Origin of the sequence: Kitasatospora sp. NPDC089913 (assembly GCF_044748625.1) — a bacterium.
Taxonomy (GTDB): Bacteria; Actinomycetota; Actinomycetes; order Streptomycetales; family Streptomycetaceae; genus Kitasatospora.
Window position 1 is genome coordinate 16,608 of record NZ_JBIVGI010000019.1, and the last position, 17,432, is coordinate 34,039.

Consider the following 17,432-nt stretch of genomic DNA (forward strand, 5'->3'; position numbering starts at 1 on the left):
GCTCGGCGGACGGGGCCCGGCAGCGGCGGCGGCACCGGGGCGGGCCGTCGGCTCCTCAGGCGCTCACCTTGAGGGTGTCGTCGAGCCAGTCGTAGATCCGGGCCTGGGTCAGGCGCATGGCGCCGGGGTGGCAGTGGGCGCCGGCGCCCTCCTCGGTGGTGAAGACCATGAGGGTCCTGGGGCAGGTGAGGTGGTCGTAGAGCTGCTCGGGCTGCCCCTTGAAGAACATGTCCTCCTCGGCGTCGCAGACCAGCGTCGGACACTGGATCCGCTCGGCGATGCCGCCGGCGAGGGTGTAGTCGAGGTACGAGGCGTTGAACGCCCGCGGGGTGTCGACGCCCATCACGTACATGCCGTGGTTGATCGCCCAACGGGCGATCGGGTCCTTGCCCATGATCTGTTCGAAGGCGGCGTCGAGCTCGGGGGCGGACTGCGCGCGCAGGAGCCGCTCGGCCTCCTCGCGGGTGCCGGGGATGTTGCGCACCGAGGTCTGGCCGAGGTCGTAGAGGCCGTCGACGGCGACCAGCGCGGCCAGCCGGTGCTCGAACGCGGCGGCCCTGGGGGCGAGGATGCCGCCCATGCTGATCCCGACCAACGCGATCCGGCTGTTGTCGACGTCCGGGAGGGTCTCGGCGAAGTCCACCACCGGGGTGATGACGTTCTCCCAGTCGGGGCGGAAGACCATGCCCTGGTGGTGGCGCGGCCCGGGCATGCCGGGGCCGTCGAAGACCAGCACGGTGTAGCCGCGTTCGACTCCGGCCATCGCCCCGAAGAAGTGCAGTTCCTCCGCGGTGCCGTCGAAGCCGTTGTGCATGATCAGCGTCGGGCGCGGCGTCCCGGAGTCGTCGACGCGGTACAGGTAGCCGGGGAGGGTGGTGCCCTCGTAGGGGATCTCGACCGGCTCGATGATCGGGGTGAACAGCGCGGCCGCCGCCCGGAAGCACTCCACACTGCGGTCGTAGGCGTGGTCGTGGCGCGGGTCGCAGGGGTGGCCGTGCAGGAAGAACTCGGCCGACCGGTAGTAGTTCGAGGCCCGCAGGAACCCGTCCCGGGCACTCACCCGGTGACCGGCGGCCAGTGCCTTCTCGGCCTGGCCGGACACCCGGTCGGCGGTGGCCGTCCACTCGGTGTACCAGCTGGCGTAGTCGCCCTCGACGATGCGCTCGCCGGTCGAGACGACCTCCCCGAAGTCGGCGCCGCCGTAGGCGATGTGGCTCATCGAACGCAGGGTCTCGTACCAGAACTGGATGTTGTTCGGGAACAGCAGCTGCTTCATCGTTCGCTCCTCGATGCCGTTAAGCACTGATCTGTGCTTACGACGAGAACAGTAGCCCCTCCGAGTGCTTGAAGCAAACATCTGTGCTTACGATGTGGGGGTGACTACGAAACAACCGACCGCACGCCTCCGCCGGAGCCCCGAACAGGTCCGCGCCGCCGTCCACCAGGCGGTCGTCGACCTGCTCTGCGACCCGGAGGGCGAAGACCTCAACATCCCCGCGATCGCACAGCGCGCCGGCGTCAACCACACCAGCGTCTACCGGCGCTGGGGCAGCCTGGACACCCTCCTGGCGGACGTGGTCACCACCCGCCTCGAACGCGACTCGCCCCTCGGCGACACCGGCAGCCTGCGCGGCGACCTCCTCGCCTGGGCCGAGACCAGCGCCGCGAGCATCCGCACGCCCGAAGGCCGCGCCCTCGTGCGCGCCGTCATCCTGTCCATGCCGAGCCACCCCCAGGACCAGGACGAGCGGGCGCAGCACTTCCGACGACGGATGGACTCCATCGAACAGATCCGCCGGCGGGCCACGGCCCGGGGCGAGCACCCGCCACCCCTGGAACAGATCCTCGACCAGCTCGTCGCGCCGTTCTACCTCCGGGCGATCTTCGGCATCGACCCGCCGGCCAGCGGCTACCCCGAACTGCTCGTCAACAGGCTGCTCGGCGGTACGGGCAACGACCCCGCCGGCGGCTGACACGGCACCGGCGCGGACACCGGCCCGCCCGCCCGCTCGCCCGTCCGGATGGACGGGCGAGCGGGCAGGCAGGCGGACGGCGGAGCAGCCGCGACGACGGTGCCGACCCGCACCGCGCCCGGGTCACTTGTACATGGCCTTGACGGCGGCGATGTCTCCTGCGGACAGCTCCGTGGCCTCGCCCAGGACGACCCCGGCGGGGAGCTTCTGCTTCGGGGTGATGGTGTCCTTGCCGTTCTTGGAGTACGACTTGGGCCCGTAGTGCATGATCGAGGCGTAGTCGTAGGCCGTGCCGAAGGTGCTCTCGCCCTTCTGGATCTGGAAGTTGTGCTTGTCGGCCGGCTCGATGTTCTCGAACGAGACCTTGACGTACGTGTCCCGGTCGGGGCGCTCCTGCTCGTGGTAGAGGCCGACCGCGTGTCCGATCTCGTGGACGAGCTCGACGGCGTCGCACGAGGCGTCGTCGACGATGTTGACGGTCTGTCGTCCGCCGACGCGGCCGACCTCGGAATTGCAGCCGCCGTCCTTGCTGGGCTGGAACTCCACGTAGTCCGGGTAGCTCCTGGCGTTCGCGGCGGTCCGGACGACGAACTTGACGGGGGTGTTCTGCTGCCAGTGGTCGATGGCGGCCTTGACGTCGGCCTTCTGGTCCTTGCTGAGCTTGGAGTTGACGACATACGGGACGGTCGCCTCCTTCCAGCGGAACTTCTTGTCCTTCCGGCCCAGGGAGCGCGGGCGCTCGGACGGGTCGACGTCGAACGCGTCCTCGACGACCGGCAGGTCGTCCCCGGTCAGGGCGATGACGACCTGACCGGCGAGGGGCTCCTCGAAGTCCGCGCCGCCCTCGACGGCGGGGACGTCGACCGTGACGGTGTAGGTGGTGCCGTCGCAGGTGATGTCCTCGATCTCCGCGCTGCCGGCGGCCTCCTCCTCGAAGTCGAGCTCCTGCTCGAAGCCGACGAACAGCGAGTGCGCGGTGTCGGGTTCGCAGCTGTAGGAGATCTCGGCGGTGACGAGGTCGGGCGCCTGGTAGGTCAGGCTCTCCAGCACGACCGTGCCTTCGGGGGCGTTCGGATCGCTGTCGTCGGCGCGGGCCGCGGGGCCCAGCGGCCCGGCGGCGGCCGCGAGCAGCAGGACGGAGACGGCGAGGCGGGCGGAGGAGCGGCGGATGGCCATGGATGTTCGGTGTCCCTCGTTCGCGGTCGGCGGGTACCCGGGCGGTGCGGGGCCGGGCACCCTCGCCCGGGTCCGCACCGAAGACCGGTCGTGTACATAGTGAGCGCGCGGGCGAAGCACCCCGCACCGCGACACGGGGCACTTGGGCAAGGACGGGTACGGGTGGGCGCGGGTGCGCGCGGGTGCACGCGGACGGGCACGCGGACGGGCACGGATGGGCGCGGGTGGGCGACGCGCCGGATTGGTTCGTTCACGTCTTACGCACTATGTCGCTGTACGCTCAAACCAGTCACGTACGGTAGTCGCCGTGCGACGTCCCCTCGCTCCAGGAGGTCACCCATGGGCACCGAACCCGCCCCCGCTCCGATCGGCCAACTCCCCGACAGCGTCAACGGTGCGATCCAGCGGATGAAGCAACTGGACGCGGAACTGGACGCCCGGGACGGCGTCGCCGCCTTCAACCGCATGTACCTCAGAGTCACCGAACTGGTGGGCGCCAAGCTCACCGACGGATTCTTCCAGGATTCCGCGTTCATCGAGCGGATGGACGTGATCTTCGCGGGCCTGTTCCTCCGCAACGTCGACGCGGCCAAGGCCGGGCGTCCGGTGAACCCCGCCTGGCAGCCCCTCATCGACGCGCGGCACCGGGGCGACGCGATCTGGCCCATCCAGTTCGCCTTCGCCGGCATGACCGCGCACATCGGCCACGACCTGGCCCTCGCCGTGATCCTCACCTGCGAGGAACGGCACACCAAGCCCAACACCCCACCCGTGCACGCCGACTACCAGAAGGTGAACCAGCTGCTCTCCCAGGTGGAGGCGGAGGTGCGGGCGGCCTTCGAGCCCGAGCTGCTCAAGCTCGCCACCGCCGACGCCGAGGCGCTCAAGCACCTGCTCGCGAGCTTCAGCATGGAGGCCGCGCGGGACGCAGCCTGGATCGCTGTGCAGGGACTCTGGGCGCAGAAGAAGGACCCGATCGCGATCCCCGGTTTCGGACCCTCGTGCCAGGCCCTGGCCGCCTCCGTGGGACTCACCGCACTGGCGCTGCTGGCCCCCGTGGTGCCGCCGGTCGACTGATCGAGCGCACGGGACCGCCCGCCTCCTCCGCGTGGCGGGCGGCGGCGCCGACGGACCGGTGACGGCGCCGGTCAGCGACGGCTTGCCCCGTCCTGCCCGGAGGCCGGGCCCGTCCGGCGGTGCGGACGGGCCCGCCCCGGGCAGGACAGGCTGACGATGCGTCAGACGAGGTGCTCGAAGGTGAACACGGTCATCCGGTCGGAGAACTGGGCCACGGCCGTGCCGGCGCTGCTGCTCGGCTCGCCGAGGGCCGCGAAGAAACGGCTGTGGCCGATCTGGAGGACCACCTGGTTGCTGTTGGCGGGGTTGGGGTAGAGGAAGTGGAAGATCTGGTTGCCGTAGATCCATCCCTCGCAGTCGAACACGTTGAAGTTGGCGCCCTCGCCCCCGGTGGCGCCGTCCTGCGGGTTCTGCTTCCAGATGCCCAGGCACTCGCCTTCGTGGCGGCGGCTGCGGATGATGAAGGACTGGTTGTCGGAGTTGTAGTGGCACACCTTCCACTGCTGGTGGTAGCCGCCGGAGTCGGGGTTCTGGATCGCCTGCCCCCAGAGGCTGGACATGTTGCGCTCCACGAGCTGGTTGAACGGCGTCCTGATCCGGTAGTAGCCGTCGTCGCAGACGTAGCCGTGCCAGTCGCTGGAGGCCAGGCCCTGGGGCGTGGCCGAGGCGGGGGCGGCGAGCAGGGTGAGGCCCGCCAGGGAGGCGAGGGCGGCGGCGCCGAGGGCGCGCAGTGCGGTGCCCCGGCGGGTGGTGCGGCGCGGGCGGTTCGTCACGGTGTCCTCCGTCGTCGTCGGGTCGGTGGGCGCGGTCAGCAGCTGCTGATCAGGAGCTGGGCGGCCCGGCGCACGGTGCCGGCCGGCTGGGCGGGTGCGCAGCCCACGGAGCCGACCTCCGGAGCCTCGTAGGTGGTGAAGGTGCCGGGGCTCGGCGAGGTGGTGACCCAGAGGCCGGTGGTGGCGCCGGTCTGGGCGCAGACGCGGTTGACGTACTGGCCGGTGACGACCCGGGTACCGCGGTAGAGGCCGTAGCGACCGGGAGCGTTGAGGTTCCAGGTGTCGCTGACGGTGGTGCTGGTGGTGCTGGAGGTGACCTTCTGGACCGAGAAACCGACCTTGACCTCGACCTTGGCGAACAGGGCGCTGGCGGTGGCGGTGATCTCGGTCCTGTTGTCGACGGTGGTGGTCACCGAGCTGATCCGGTTCAGGGTGTCGGTGTGCTGCCCGGTGGTCCCGGCGGCGACGTTGTAGATCAGGAAGTCGGTGACGAGAGGGGTGATCTGCACATTGAAGGGCTCGGTGGTGGCGCGGTCCACGGTGGGGTTGCAGAAGGTCGGGAGAGTGTCGGCATGGGCCGCGGGGGCGGCGCCGAAGCTCAGCAGGCCCACCGCGACGGCGGTGGTGGCCGAGGCGGCGAGGGCGCGTCGGCGCGTCCTGCGGGTGGTGGTCATCTGAGCTCCTCCAGCGTCACGGAAGCTTGGGAAGAGGCATGCGCTGCGCGCGCACGCCTCGCGCACAGGCGTGTACGGACTGCAAGTGCGTACGCATCCTTGTCGATGCGCCGGGACCGCCGGTATCCGAGTTTTCTCGGGGGTGTCCCGCACCCGGCACCGGGAGCGGCGGCCGGGGAGCAGATCGCCCGATCGGCCCGGAGCGGCTCGAACGCGGTTCGGATGCGGCTCGAAGGCGGCTCGAAGGCGACCCGGACGCGGCCCGGAGGACCGTCCCGGACGGTGGCCGAACCCGGCACCCTGGCGGACAACGCCGCGGCTTCCGTAGGATTTCGTCCGTGGCCAATCGACGCGACATCGAGCGGGAAGTCCTGGGAGCCATAGCGGAGTTGTCGGCCTGCCGACCGTCCACCGGCGAGCTGTTCCGCGGTCTCCACACCCTGCTGGCAGGCCCGCTCGGGTTCGACGGCGGCTGCTGGCACGGCACCGACCCGCTCACCGGCTTCCCCACCTCCACGGTCGCCGACGGGCTCGACCCCGGCCGGTTCGAACAGGCCGTGCACCTGGAGATGTTCGGCGACGACAGCACCAACTTCGCCGCCATCCGCGCCGCCGGGCACCGCGTGCAGACCCTCGACCGCGCCACCGGCGGCCGCCCCGAGAGCAGCATCCGCTACCGGGAACTGCTCCGGCCGTGCGGCTACGGGGACGAACTGCGCATCAACTTCGACGTCGGCGGCGGCCGCTGGGCCAGTGCCGCCTTCATGCGCGAACACCGGCGCGGCCGCTTCGGTCCGGCCGAGGTGCGGCTGGCCGAACGCATCATCACGCCCGTCGGCGCCGCGCTGCGCGACGCCCACCTGAGGACGCTGCGCCGGGCACGTTCCGAGCCGTCCGGGCAGAGCACCGACCCGTCCGGGCAGAGCGGACCGCCGACCGTCGCGATCCTGGACGCGCGGGGGCGGCTTCGCTCCGCCGACGCGGGAACCCGCGAGCTGATCCGGCGGCTGGCCGAACCCATCGCCCACGTCTGCGCGGTTCCCACCTGCTTCCTCACCGTCGCCTGCCGGGCCGCACACGACACCGGCACCTCGGAGGTGCGGATGTGCACCCCGGACGGCCAGTGGTTCGCGCTGCACGCGTCCCCGCTGGACGGCGGGCGCGGCGACGTCGCCGTCGTCATCTCGCCGGCCTCGCCCCTGCACCGCCTGCCGGTCGCGATCCTCGCGCACGGCCTGTCCCCGCGCGAACGCCAGGTCGCCCTGCACGCGCTGCGCGGCAGCAGCACCAAGGACATCGCCGCGCTGCTCCATCTGACGGTGCCCACGGTCCAGCAGCACGTCACGGCGATCCTCCACAAGACGGGCGTGCGCAACCGCCGGGAGCTCGTCGCCGTCCTGACCGCCGACCACCTGCCGACGCTCTCCCTGCCCCCGGGGGCGTAGCGGGGATCCGGGCGTAGCGGGGATCCGGGCGGGGCGTGTCGGTGCGGGGGTGTCAGCGCGGCCCTGCGGTCAGCGGGCGGACCAGACCGGACAGTCTGCCGCGTGGCGGGTCAGCACGAACACGGTCCCGCCGTCCGTGACCTGCCGCTCGCGCGAGACCGTGCAGCACACCGGCGCCGCCGCAGGCACCGCCCGGACGAGGACCGGAGGGGCCTCGTCCCGGTCCGGCAGCGCCGTGCGCGGCCACTCCGGCTCGACCACCGGCCGCCCGCGGCGGGGACGAGCCGGCCGACGGACGGCCTGCTCGATGGACACCCCGAGGGATCGGGCTCGTGCGTGAAGACGACGACGGTCGCGGCGTTCGGACATGGTGACACCCTGCCTCCTCCCACCCCTTCCACGCCAATGGCCCGCCGCCACGGCACCCGGACCGGCGCGCCCGTCGGTCCGGTCCCGGACTGCCCCCACTCCCCCGGACCGGTCGGCCGGGCGCCTCGGCACCGGGTGTCCGGCGGCGGGCGGGTGCCGGCCGACGGCCGGGGGGACGGCGGCCCGGGGTGGGGCGGGGGGGGGGGGGGCCGGGCCCGGGGCCCCCGCCCCCCCCCGGCGCATCCCGCCCGGACGCCTCGGACCGCTACTTGCCGCCCGCCCTGCGGGCCCTGCCGCGGAGGGTCAGCAGGGTGCCGAACCCCAGGGGGAACAGGAGGCCCCCCGCGAGGGCGGCGGCGGGGGTGGTGTCGGTGCCCGTGGCAGCGAGGGTGGCGGGCAGGCCGTCGGCGCTCACACGACCGTTCGTGTGCTCGGCCGGCTGGACGGAGGCCTGGTCGCCGCCGTCACCGGGCGTCCACGCGGCGTCGCCGTACCCGGGGTGTCCGGGGTGGTGTCCGTGGCCGCCGCCCGGGTGGTCGTCGTCGCAGTCGTCGTGACCGTGGCCGTGGTCGTGGTCCTCGCAGGGCCGGCACGACGGGACGGTCACGGTGTTGCTGGTGGCGGTCACGGGGGTGCCACCGGGGCCGCTGCCGGTGACGGTCGCCCGGTCGGTGATCCGGCCCGCCCTGAGGTCGTCGGTCGTGGTGGTGTACTCGGCGGTGCAGGTGGTGGAGGCGCCCGCGGCGAGGACCGCTACGGGACAGGTCACCTGCGGTGTGCCGGGGCCGATGTCGTCGACGTGCAGGTTCGTGACGGGCGCGGCGCCGGTGTTGGTGACCGTGAAGGTGTAGTGGATCGTCTGTCCGGCGGCGGAGAACGCGGTTTCCTGCGCCCGCTTCTCGACCTTCAGACCGGCGTAGGGCACGGTGACCGGATTGCTCGGGCCGGTCACCGTGCCACCGCCCGGCGCGGTGCCGGTGGCGGTCGCGGTGTTGACGACCTTCCGGTCGGCCACGTCGGCGTCGGTGGTGGTGTAGGTGGCGGTGCAGGTGGTCGAGGCGCCCGCGGCGAGGACCGTGACGGGACAGGTCACGGTCGGTGTGCCGGGCCCCTGGTCGGTGACGGCGACGTTCGTCAGCGGCTGGGAGCCGGTGTTCGTCACCACGTAGCTGTAGTGCAGGACCTGCCCGGGCCCGGTGAAGGCCGGCTCGCCGGCGGACTTCACGACGGTGACACCGCGGGTCGGGGCGTTGACCGGGACGGTGGTGGTGCAGCCGCCCGCGGTGGCGCAGGTGCCGCCCTGGCCGGTGGGGGTCGCGCTGTTCGTCAGCGCCCGGTCGCCGGTGTCCGGGGTGTTCACCGCGACCCGGTAGGTGACGGTCGCGGTGCCGCCGGGGCTGAGGACGCCGGTGTAGGTGAGGGTGCTGCCGGTCACGGAGGCGCTGCCGGTGGTCGCGGTGACGGAGCCGGGCACCAGGGTGGCGTCGTCCAGGACGGCGCCCAGGTCGTCGGTGAAGTCGGCGTTCGCGGGGACGGTGCCGGTGTTGGTGACGTTCACCGTGTACGTGATCGTGCCGCCCTCGTCGACCGGGCCCGAGGGGGAGGCACCCTTGGCGACGGTGTACGTGGGTGTGGCGCAGGTGCCGGAGTCCTGGGGGGCGGTGGCTCCGTAGAAGCCGGCACCGGTGGCGACGACGGCCGTCACCGGCAGCGGGTCCGTCGAGGCGGCGGTCGGGACGCTGTTGAGCCGGTTGATCGTCCCGTCGGAGGCGAACGCGTAGACGCTGCCGCCCGACTGCGCGGCGCCGAAGGTCTGCGGGGCGGTGCCGATCTGGGTGACGGTGTTGTCCGGGTGGATCCGGAACACCGGCGAGGGGTCACCGAACACGGCGCCGGCCGGGTTGCCGAAGGCGAGGATGTCGCCGTCGGCGAGGGTGAGGAAGTCGCCCGCCGACACGACCCCCGCGGGGAACGCGTAGGGGGCCAGCGTGCTGACACCGGTGGCCGGGTCGAGCAGGAAGATCTGGCCGGTGGTGAACGCCCCGACGATCAGCATGCCGTTCGCCGCGGCGGTCAGCCCGTTGACGGCCGTCACGGTCGCGAGCGGGCCGGTCACCGCCACGGTCGCGGTCTCGGCACCGGTCGCCGGGTCGATCGTGTAGAGCGACGGTTCGTCGGGGAAGCTGGCGCCGTAGAGCTTGGAGCCGTCGGGGCTGAACGCGATGTCGCCGTAGTCGCGGGCGAGCGGCGCGGTGAAGAGGACGGCGCCGGTGGAGTCGTACTCGATGAGCGTCCTGGTCGCTCCCCCGGTGTTCGCCCACAACGGCACGGGCGGGCAGTCCGCCCGCACCGCCCGGGGCTCCGCGGCCGACACCGGGTGAGCCGGGACGGGGACGCCCTGGGCGAGGACGGGCGTCGGACCGCTGACCGCCAGCACGAGACCCACGGCGGCGACGACGAGCGGGCGCCGCGGGGACGGACGGCTGTTCTGGACCATGGGAACGGATCACTTTCTCTCGGGCGGGGACGGGGTCCGTGCCGGCGGGGCGGGGCCGGGGGCCTCCTCGAGGTGGCGGGGCTGCGGCTCGTCCCTGTCGTCGAGGCGCGGGCGCGGCCGACCGGAACGGGTCCGCAGACGCGCTGACCTGGGGCCGCGTCAGGAGGAGCATCCCTCGCTCCTTTCGAACCGAGCACGGACGCGATCACATCGTGTGACCGAAGGTGATCGAATCAAAACATGGAGTGACGGTTCGAGCCAGCGGGTTGCCGCGGATCGCCGCTCCCCCGGGACCGCGCATCCGGTCGGGCGCCACCGCGGTCGAGCGGAAGCACGGACGGGCGGCACCACAGAGGGGCGGCACCACGGAGGGGCGGCACCGCGGTCGGACCGAGACACGGACGGGCGGAACCACAGGCGGCCACCGCTCCGGCCGCACCCCGTCCCGCGGCCGCCCGGCACCCGGAATCCCACGGGCCCGATTCCCCGCCCTCGTCGGGGAATGGAAAACGGAATAGTATTCCGCCTTTCCCGGGCCGCCGTTTCCGAAGCCCGTGCCTACAGTGAAATCAGCGGCCGGGAGAGCAAGGAAACGGCACCGCGGAAATTCCGGCGGAGCCCCGCATTCCCGTCGGAATTCCAGTCGATGGAACCCCGCCATGTTTCCTGGCCGAATCATCGCGAAATCGAAAGGCGGTACCCCATGAGCAGCGGGACCAAGACCGTGGACGGGTCGGCCGGAAGGAGCGGAGCCGGCGACCGTGACGTCCGGGAAGGCGGCGGCACGACGCTCGACGCCTCGATCGCCGGAATCCCGTGGGAGGCGGACTACCTGATGGGCCGCGGCGACGGTATCGACGCCGTCACCGGAAAGACCAAGAACACCGCCGTCGAGCCCTACACCGTGGACAAGCCCACGAGCCGGAGCAGCAATTCGTCGTTCCGGCTCGTCACGGACGACAGCACCCTCGAGAAGCAGGTCGACACGTCCGCGCGCGGCAAGTACAACATCCAGGGCGTCACCGTCACCGGCTCCACGGAATACCTGGCGACCGTCAAGTACTCCGCGAAGTCCACGACCCTGGTCGCGGAGTACGAGATGCAGCTCGACGACTACGACGCCGCGCCCGCCGGGGGCTACCGGCTCACCGAGGACGCCGAGCAGCGGATCCACGACCGGGACCGCTTCCGCGAGCAGTACGGCGACTACTTCGTCGCCGGCGGACGCCGTGGCGCACGCTTCGTGGCGACCTACGTCTGCGAGGCCGAGTCCGAGGAGGACATGACGGCCTTCAAGAATGCGATCGGCGCGTCCATGGACAAGGTGTTCGAGAGCAGCGGGGCGATCACGTTCTCGAAGGCCGCCGCCGACCATCACGTCACCACCACCTGCGCGGTCTTCGCCGAGGGGTACACGCCGGGCTGGGCGCCGCCGAGCGGTGCGCTGGACCCGAGCCAGATCGTGGCGGCCCTGGACGGGTTCAAGAACAACACCAGCGACGAGCACTACATCGAGGCGCTGCTGCGGCACTACAGCTACATCGACCCCGACTACCCGCTGACGGTCGACGTGCCCCCGGACGTGTTCGACGAACTCCGGCAGCTGTACGCGCTGTACTGGGACGTCAGTTCCCGCTACCTGTCGGCTCCGGCGCCGCTCCTCAAGGACCGGTACCACCGGCTGGAGTCGGGCATCACCTCCCACCAGGGCGAGCTGGCCACCGACGAGACCGAGCGACGCCAGTACCTCACGGACGCCAAGGTCCTGGACTTCTTCCTGGACGTCCGGGAGGCGGCCGCCACCGAGCCCGGCAAGGACCGTCACCAGAACGCCGGCAACGGCCTCGGCACGTGGAACTACGGCTACCAGAGCGCCCCGGCGGACCTCGGCCTGACCGTGCACACCTGGGACGACAGCTACCACCAGGGCTCCGGGATCGGTCACCGGAGCCACACCTTCACCTTCGACTCCCGCGGCGCGTACGTGGTAATCGGGTGGGAGGTCGTCGCCCACTGGACCGACGGCTCCGACGGGTTCTGGGCCAAGGAGGTCGACACCGTCCTGCTCGACACCGTGGCCGCCGTGTACGTCGAAGGCAAGTACGACCGCGGTACCAACTGGAGTGTCCACGTCGCCTACGTGGACGCCTCGACGGTCAGGGGCGCGTAACCGGACCGCCCGGCACGACACGACCCGTGCGACGGACAGGCCGGGCCCGGCGCCGCCGACAACGGCCCGCGGCCGGCCTGTCCGGCCCCTCCCTCCCGACTCCGATCCGACCCCCACCGGCCCACCGCCCCCCAGCACCGGCTTCCGCCGACCCCCACCCCGACGAAACGGAGACACCACCATGGCGATGACAGTCATGACCCACGACGCCGCACCGAACGCCGACGAGAGGGCCGCGGCCCTGGCCGTCGCGCCCGACATCCCCGACACGGCCGAGCGACGCTTCGTCGTCCTGCGGCGGCCGAGCGGCGGGAGCGGGGGCGCCACCTCGGACATCGTCGTCTACAAGAACATCGCCGCCCACGACATCGGCCCCGCGGGCCCCGACGGCATCCCGGTGCTCGCGTCGAAATGGGTACGGGACCCGGACGCCGAGCAGTTGGGCACCCTCGACGTCTACACTCCGGAACGGCAGAGCACCCAGAGCGTCATCGACGGAATCCAGAGAAAGACCCGCCAGGCGGCCGGCGTGTGCGTCAACTCGCGCCACCTGGACGACCGTTCCTTCGCGGCGCTGCAGGCCGCCTGCGCGGCGCAGCCCTGGGCGCAGCAGTTCGTCGTCCTCGTCCGCGACCGCGCCACGACCGGCCCCGTCTACGGCGCCAGGCCCCCGTACTGGCGCCGGTAGGTCCCGGCACCGACCGGGCACCGGGCACCAGGTGCCGGGCGGGCGGACCGGTCGTTCCGCGGTCAGGAAGCGCCGGTCCGCCCGCCGGTCCGAGCCTCCGTCCCGCGCCCGGACGCGCCGGACGCACCGCCCGCGCCGTCCTTGCCGCGCCGGTGCCGGGGCAGCACCAGATCGGACGGTGCCCCGTCGACACTGACCGCCTCGATCCACTGCCGTGCCCAGTGCGCCTGCTGATGCTCCACCGGCATGGCGGCGTAACCCTGTTCGATCTCGTGCCGCGCCCGGGCCGGGCGGCCCTGGGCGAGCATCGCGACGCCGCGCTGGAGGGCCAGCCATCCCGGGGTGTACCAGTAGGCACCCTCCGGCACGTCGGCGTGGTCGACGCCCTCGGCCAGCCGGTCGGCCTCCAGCAGCAACCGGTCGGCCGCCCTGGCCTCCCCCGCGTGGGCGAGTGCCCGCGCGTGCTGTCCGGTGTCGTAGGCCCGCAGCACCGGGTGGGTGCGGGTGTCGTGACGGGACGCGGCGAACATGCAGGCCGCGGCGGCAGGGTTCCCCCACACCAGCTCCAGGACGCCCCGGTAGCTCATGGTGCGCTCCAGGCGCTCGGGATCCTGCGACTCGTAGGCGCAGGCCACCGCCCGGTCGAGCAGCTGCGCCGCTGCTTCGTGGCGCCCGGCCAGGACGTGGCACCAGCCGAGGTAGGTGACGCCCATGGCGGCCACCCCGATCGCCGCGGCCCGCAGGGCGTACGGCGCGTCGTAGGCCGTCCGGAGGGACATCTCGGCCCGCGCGGCGACCATGGGCATGACGCCCGCCGAGGAGGTCGCGTCCTCCAGCACCCGCAGCCGCAGGAGGCCCGACTCCATGTCGAGGACCGTCTGCCGGTCCACCAGCCCCGGCCTGCGGGCCTGGAACTCCGCCCGGTCCGCGTCGGCCGGGAGCAGACCCGCCAGTGCGCCACCGGCACCGACCGCCTCGTCGAGCAGGCGGGCCAGGGCCGGATCCGGCGTCCGGGCACCCGACTCGAAGCGGCTGATCGTCGGCTGGGACACGAACACCGTCGCCGCCAGGGCCGGCTGGGAGATGCCCGCGCGGCGGCGCAGCAGCCGCAGGGTCCGCCCGAAAGAGGTCATGCCCAACCCCTCGATGGTTCGTACGCGTGTCGAGCGAGGGGAGTCTACTCCCGTCCGCCCCCCTTACGACTGTCCGTCAGGGTCGCGCCGCGCCCCGGGACCTCGACGGCGCCCACGGTCCGCTCGTGGGCGCCGGTGACGCGGCGTGGTCACCGGCGGGCCGCGGTGGCGAGTCGGGCGAGGTCGACCTCGACGCGGGTGTCGTGCTTGTCGGCCAGCCAGCGGTCGATGTCCAGGAGCCACCACCGGCGCACGTGCACCACGTAGAAGCGGCGCGGCCCGTCACCGGTGAACTCCGGCTCCGGGAGGAGCCAGGCCGCGCGGACCTCCGGGTCGGGATGGTTCAGCTCGTAGTACACCTGTCGGTGCCACGGGACCTCGGCGGCCGGCACCGCCTCGCAGCGGCCGGTGAACTGGGCGCCGTCCAGTCCGAATCCGGGGGTGCCGAGCAGGTGGACCGAGCCGGCGATGTCGGGCCGCGCGTCGATGTTGCGGGAGTGGCGGGACCGGTGGAGGGAGTAGTAGAGGAGACGGAGCGGATCGCGGAGGGCGACGAAGTTCACGGTGGAGGCCCAGGGACCGTCCTCGCCGACGGTGGCGAGGGTGGCGAAGCGTCCGTGGTCCAGCAGGTGCGTACTGCGGGCGACGTGGTCGGCGTACTCGGAACCGGTGGTCACGGTGCTCACGGCGGTCACCGGCTCGGCGGGGTGGGGTCGCTGCCCATCGCCACCGGCGGGTCGTTGAGCAGGGCGGCCTCGGCGAGCCGCCACCAGTGGCTCTGCTCGGTGCGGCGCTGCTCCCAGGCGCGGTCGCGGCCGCGGGCGGAGACCTGTCGGCGGTAGGTGCCCCAGGCTGCCTCGTCGGCGAAGGTGACGAGGTGTTCGAGGGCGTGCACATGGGTGCCGACGGTCCGCACGTACCAGCGGGTGGCCAGCACGGTGTCGAGTCCTTCGTAGAACCACTTCTCGCGTTCGGCGGCCCAGGCCCAGAACCCGGCCGGGTCCGCCTCGGCGGCCTCCGTCAGCTCGAGCCGGTAGTGGAGGTGGAGCATGGTCGTTTCCTTCCCTCGATCGGGATCCTCGGGTCGGGGTTGTCGGGTCGGGGTTCCCGGATCAGGGTTCCCGGATCAGGGTTGTCGGATCAGGGCTCTCGGGTCGGGGTTCCCGGGTCAGGGCAGCGGTGAGTCCCAGCAGGCCCACTCCGGCCCCATGGCCAGGGGGTGGGTCCGGGCCAGCTCCCGCCAGCGCCCGGCGGCGGCGATGTTGTGCTCGCGCTGACGGGCGGGGGTGCAGACGGCACCGTGCACCGGGAGGACCACGGCGGCGAGCGGGGTGAGGCGGGCACCGCGGCGCACCTTGACGTCCCACGCGGAGATCGCCGTCCGGTAGCGCCGGAAGCCGCACTCCGCGGCGTAGTCGAGCGGTGCGTGGTAGGTCAGCAGGAAGTACTCGTTCGTGGGCGCGGTCCGCGCGTAGTCGTAGCCGAAGTAGCGGGCGTACAGCCGGTCCCCGTGCTCGTAGCAGACGGTGGCGGCCACCAGCTCGGTCCCGCGCAGGCCCAGGAACGCCACGGCGTCGTCGAGCAGACCGGTGGCGCGCTGGGCGTTCAGGGCGTCGAGCACCACCTGCGGCCCTCCGGAACCGCCGTGCCGGGCACGGTTCTGGGCGATCAGGTACGCGATGCGGGCGACGATGTCCTCGGTCGGCCGGACGGTCTTGATGACCGTTCCGGTGCGCTGGAAGGCGCGCATCTCGCTCCTGCGCCGGGTGCGGCTGTGCTGGTCGGCGCGGGCCGTCAGCTCTCCGGCGCCGCCGGGCGGTACGGGCAGGTACGTGTCGGCCGAGTGCAGCAGGGCGCGGGCGCGCGGGTGGGCGGCCGCCAGCTCCAGGGCGTCGGCGCCGGCGAGGTAGGGCATCACGACTCCGTCGGCGCCCCGGTCGGCGGCGAGGTCCAGCGCGCGGTTGAGGAGTGCCCTCAGGACAGGGCGCCGCTGCGGTCCGCGGACGCACACCAGTTCGTTGCAGACCGCGCGCCGGGTGCCGAGCCAGAGGTGCTCGCCGCGGCCGGCGACCGTACCCGGCGGAATTTCGGGCAGGATGCCGGACAGGGAGAACATCGCGTCCTCGCCGCCCTCGCCGGGCCAGGTCGGCAGCACGCCGAGCAGGTCGCCGGAGACGGAGGCCGTGACGACCGGATCCGCGCCGGAGGCCAGGTGGGTGGAACGCACCCAACGGTGGCTGCCGTAGAAGTTGTCGGCCCCGACCAGGCGGTCCCAGGCGGCGGAGTCGATGCCGTGGGCGTCGGGGAGGACCCGGGTGGCGATCGCCCCCGCGGTCGACGTGCGGAGCGCGTTCACGGGGTGGACGGGGGAGGAACGGACGTGTCGCGGGCGGCCGTACCGGGGGTGGACGGGCCCTTGACGCACGTGATCAGCGAGGCGTGCGGCGAGCGCAGGTACGGCTCCCAGAAGCTCGCGCCGTGCTCGCGCATCCCCTGGTCCGAGACCCGGAACGGGGGCCAGCCGATGTCGGTGAAGCCCACCTCGGTCAGCGCGCGCTCGAGCGCCCGGCGGCTCCAGTACCGGGCCGTGATCGTCTCCTGGTAGGGCCCGAACTCCAGCTCCAGGGTCACCTTCGAGGCGTCGAACCGCGGCTCGGCGTCGAACAGTCGAAGCCCGTAACGCCGGTAGTACTCGCGCCCGCCGTCGTAGTCGGGGTTGACCGGCAGGGTGACGAACCGGCCGCCGGGCTTCAGCGCCCGCGCCGCCAGGCCGCACAACTCCACCAGTTCCGCGTACTGTTCGGCGTAGGGCAGGACGTAGACGCCGAGCGCGGCGTCGAAGGTCCCCTCGAGGGCGGACGGCAGGGTGCGGACGTACTCGATGCCCCGCCGGTCCGCGGGTTCCTGTGCTCTCGCGTAGGAGAGCATGCCTTCCGAGACGTCCTGACCCATCACCAGGTCCGCCCCCTGCGCCTTCAGCAGGCGCGAATAGAGGCCGGTACCGCACCCGATGTCCAGAACGCGTTCACCTCGGACGCGGCCCAGGGCCGCCAGTACGCTGTGGGATTCCAGGTCCTTCCGCCACGGCAGGGCGAACATGTCCTCGTACATCTGCGCCAGGCCGTCGAATTGACTGCTCATGTCGCCTCATTTGATTCTTGGTCCGTGCTGTCGGTCGGGCATGCCGCGGCAGGGCCGAGGGGCAGGGTCTCCCTGACCTGGTCCGTTCCGCGCGCATGGGGGCCGCCACGAAGTGACGGGCATGGGAACGATCTGCGGAGGAGAGTCCGTGGGCGGGGCTCGATCCGTCACCGCCGGACGACTGCGACTCTCGCGCTAGAGGTTATTCCCGGGCAGCCGGATATGGCCAGACCCGCGACCCGGATATTCCAATTCATACAATAGGCTTGTAATTTCCCACGAGGTCGATCCCGGCACGCCCGCCACACCGGCACTG

At 72.3% G+C, this 17,432-nt stretch carries 15 protein-coding genes; 5 read left to right on the forward strand and 10 right to left on the reverse strand.

Features of this window, described 5'->3' with window-relative positions; all coding sequences use genetic code 11:
• Positions 1-55: 55 nt before the first annotated feature.
• Positions 56-1,276 (reverse strand): alpha/beta fold hydrolase, encoded by a 1,221-nt coding sequence (locus ACIPYS_RS26135; RefSeq protein WP_400750143.1) that lies wholly within the window; start codon positions 1,274-1,276, stop codon positions 56-58.
• Positions 1,277-1,376: 100 nt separating this feature from the next.
• On the opposite strand from ACIPYS_RS26135, the gene ACIPYS_RS26140 reads away from it, so the two are divergent.
• On the forward strand, positions 1,377-1,973 hold the full coding sequence (locus ACIPYS_RS26140; protein WP_400750146.1) for a TetR/AcrR family transcriptional regulator C-terminal ligand-binding domain-containing protein: 597 nt from the start codon (positions 1,377-1,379) through the stop codon (positions 1,971-1,973).
• A 123-nt stretch (positions 1,974-2,096) separates the two neighbouring features.
• Here ACIPYS_RS26140 and ACIPYS_RS26145 read toward each other — a convergent pair whose 3' ends face one another.
• On the reverse strand, positions 2,097-3,149 hold the full coding sequence (locus ACIPYS_RS26145) for a M12 family metallopeptidase (RefSeq protein WP_400750149.1): 1,053 nt from the start codon (positions 3,147-3,149) through the stop codon (positions 2,097-2,099).
• A gap of 339 nt (positions 3,150-3,488) precedes the next feature.
• Here ACIPYS_RS26145 and ACIPYS_RS26150 point away from each other — a divergent pair, with 339 nt between their 5' ends.
• Complete coding sequence (locus ACIPYS_RS26150) at positions 3,489-4,226, forward strand: DUF5995 family protein (RefSeq protein WP_400750152.1); 738 nt, start codon at positions 3,489-3,491, stop codon at positions 4,224-4,226.
• Between the two features lie 161 nt (positions 4,227-4,387).
• Here the strand turns inward: ACIPYS_RS26150 and ACIPYS_RS26155 are convergent, their stop codons facing one another.
• A complete protein-coding gene (locus ACIPYS_RS26155; protein ID WP_093864260.1) occupies positions 4,388-4,999 on the reverse strand; it encodes an RICIN domain-containing protein in 612 nt (203 codons plus the stop codon).
• A gap of 35 nt (positions 5,000-5,034) precedes the next feature.
• The gene (locus ACIPYS_RS26160) at positions 5,035-5,673 is read right to left on the reverse strand and encodes a hypothetical protein (protein WP_093864259.1); all 639 of its coding nucleotides are present in this window, start codon (positions 5,671-5,673) and stop codon (positions 5,035-5,037) included.
• A 338-nt stretch (positions 5,674-6,011) separates the two neighbouring features.
• On the opposite strand from ACIPYS_RS26160, the gene ACIPYS_RS26165 reads away from it, so the two are divergent.
• Entirely contained in the window at positions 6,012-7,118 is a 1,107-nt protein-coding gene (locus tag ACIPYS_RS26165) for a response regulator transcription factor (protein WP_400750157.1), read from the forward strand.
• A gap of 634 nt (positions 7,119-7,752) precedes the next feature.
• Here the strand turns inward: ACIPYS_RS26165 and ACIPYS_RS26170 are convergent.
• On the reverse strand, positions 7,753-9,984 hold the full coding sequence (locus ACIPYS_RS26170) for a hypothetical protein (RefSeq protein WP_400750160.1): 2,232 nt from the start codon (positions 9,982-9,984) through the stop codon (positions 7,753-7,755).
• A 703-nt stretch (positions 9,985-10,687) separates the two neighbouring features.
• Here ACIPYS_RS26170 and ACIPYS_RS26175 point away from each other — a divergent pair.
• Both ACIPYS_RS26175 and ACIPYS_RS26180 read left to right on the forward strand, forming a co-directional pair.
• Complete coding sequence (locus ACIPYS_RS26175; RefSeq protein WP_400750163.1) at positions 10,688-12,154, forward strand: hypothetical protein; 1,467 nt, start codon at positions 10,688-10,690, stop codon at positions 12,152-12,154.
• A gap of 181 nt (positions 12,155-12,335) precedes the next feature.
• Entirely contained in the window at positions 12,336-12,842 is a 507-nt protein-coding gene (locus ACIPYS_RS26180; protein ID WP_400750166.1) for a hypothetical protein, read from the forward strand.
• A gap of 62 nt (positions 12,843-12,904) precedes the next feature.
• On the opposite strand, the gene ACIPYS_RS26185 is transcribed toward ACIPYS_RS26180, so the two are convergent.
• From ACIPYS_RS26185 to ACIPYS_RS26205, 5 genes are all read right to left on the reverse strand, one after another.
• Complete coding sequence (locus tag ACIPYS_RS26185) at positions 12,905-13,975, reverse strand: helix-turn-helix domain-containing protein (RefSeq protein WP_400750169.1); 1,071 nt, start codon at positions 13,973-13,975, stop codon at positions 12,905-12,907.
• Positions 13,976-14,124: 149 nt separating this feature from the next.
• Entirely contained in the window at positions 14,125-14,661 is a 537-nt protein-coding gene (locus ACIPYS_RS26190; RefSeq protein WP_400750172.1) for a pyridoxamine 5'-phosphate oxidase family protein, read from the reverse strand.
• Positions 14,662-14,666: 5 nt separating this feature from the next.
• The gene (locus ACIPYS_RS26195; RefSeq protein ID WP_400750175.1) at positions 14,667-15,026 is read right to left on the reverse strand and encodes a hypothetical protein; all 360 of its coding nucleotides are present in this window, start codon (positions 15,024-15,026) and stop codon (positions 14,667-14,669) included.
• 117 nt (positions 15,027-15,143) lie between these two features.
• Entirely contained in the window at positions 15,144-16,331 is a 1,188-nt protein-coding gene (locus tag ACIPYS_RS26200; protein WP_400750178.1) for a hypothetical protein, read from the reverse strand.
• Positions 16,328-17,116 (reverse strand): class I SAM-dependent methyltransferase, encoded by a 789-nt coding sequence (locus ACIPYS_RS26205; protein ID WP_400750181.1) that lies wholly within the window; start codon positions 17,114-17,116, stop codon positions 16,328-16,330. Before ACIPYS_RS26205 ends, ACIPYS_RS26200 begins: the two co-directional genes overlap by 4 nt.
• Positions 17,117-17,432 lie beyond the last annotated feature (316 nt).

Bases quoted from the DNA above. Each gene is read 5' to 3' on its own strand.
- ACIPYS_RS26135 (WP_400750143.1), bottom strand. From the start codon at position 1,276: ATGAAGCAGCTGCTGTTCCCGAACAACATCCAGTTCTGGTACGAGACC.
- ACIPYS_RS26145 (WP_400750149.1), bottom strand. From the start codon at position 3,149: ATGGCCATCCGCCGCTCCTCCGCCCGCCTCGCCGTCTCCGTCCTGCTG.
- ACIPYS_RS26150 (WP_400750152.1), top strand. From the start codon at position 3,489: ATGGGCACCGAACCCGCCCCCGCTCCGATCGGCCAACTCCCCGACAGC.
- ACIPYS_RS26160 (WP_093864259.1), bottom strand. From the start codon at position 5,673: ATGACCACCACCCGCAGGACGCGCCGACGCGCCCTCGCCGCCTCGGCC.
- ACIPYS_RS26170 (WP_400750160.1), bottom strand. From the start codon at position 9,984: ATGGTCCAGAACAGCCGTCCGTCCCCGCGGCGCCCGCTCGTCGTCGCC.
- ACIPYS_RS26175 (WP_400750163.1), top strand. From the start codon at position 10,688: ATGAGCAGCGGGACCAAGACCGTGGACGGGTCGGCCGGAAGGAGCGGA.
- ACIPYS_RS26180 (WP_400750166.1), top strand. From the start codon at position 12,336: ATGGCGATGACAGTCATGACCCACGACGCCGCACCGAACGCCGACGAG.
- ACIPYS_RS26185 (WP_400750169.1), bottom strand. From the start codon at position 13,975: ATGACCTCTTTCGGGCGGACCCTGCGGCTGCTGCGCCGCCGCGCGGGC.
- ACIPYS_RS26195 (WP_400750175.1), bottom strand. From the start codon at position 15,026: ATGCTCCACCTCCACTACCGGCTCGAGCTGACGGAGGCCGCCGAGGCG.
- ACIPYS_RS26205 (WP_400750181.1), bottom strand. From the start codon at position 17,116: ATGAGCAGTCAATTCGACGGCCTGGCGCAGATGTACGAGGACATGTTC.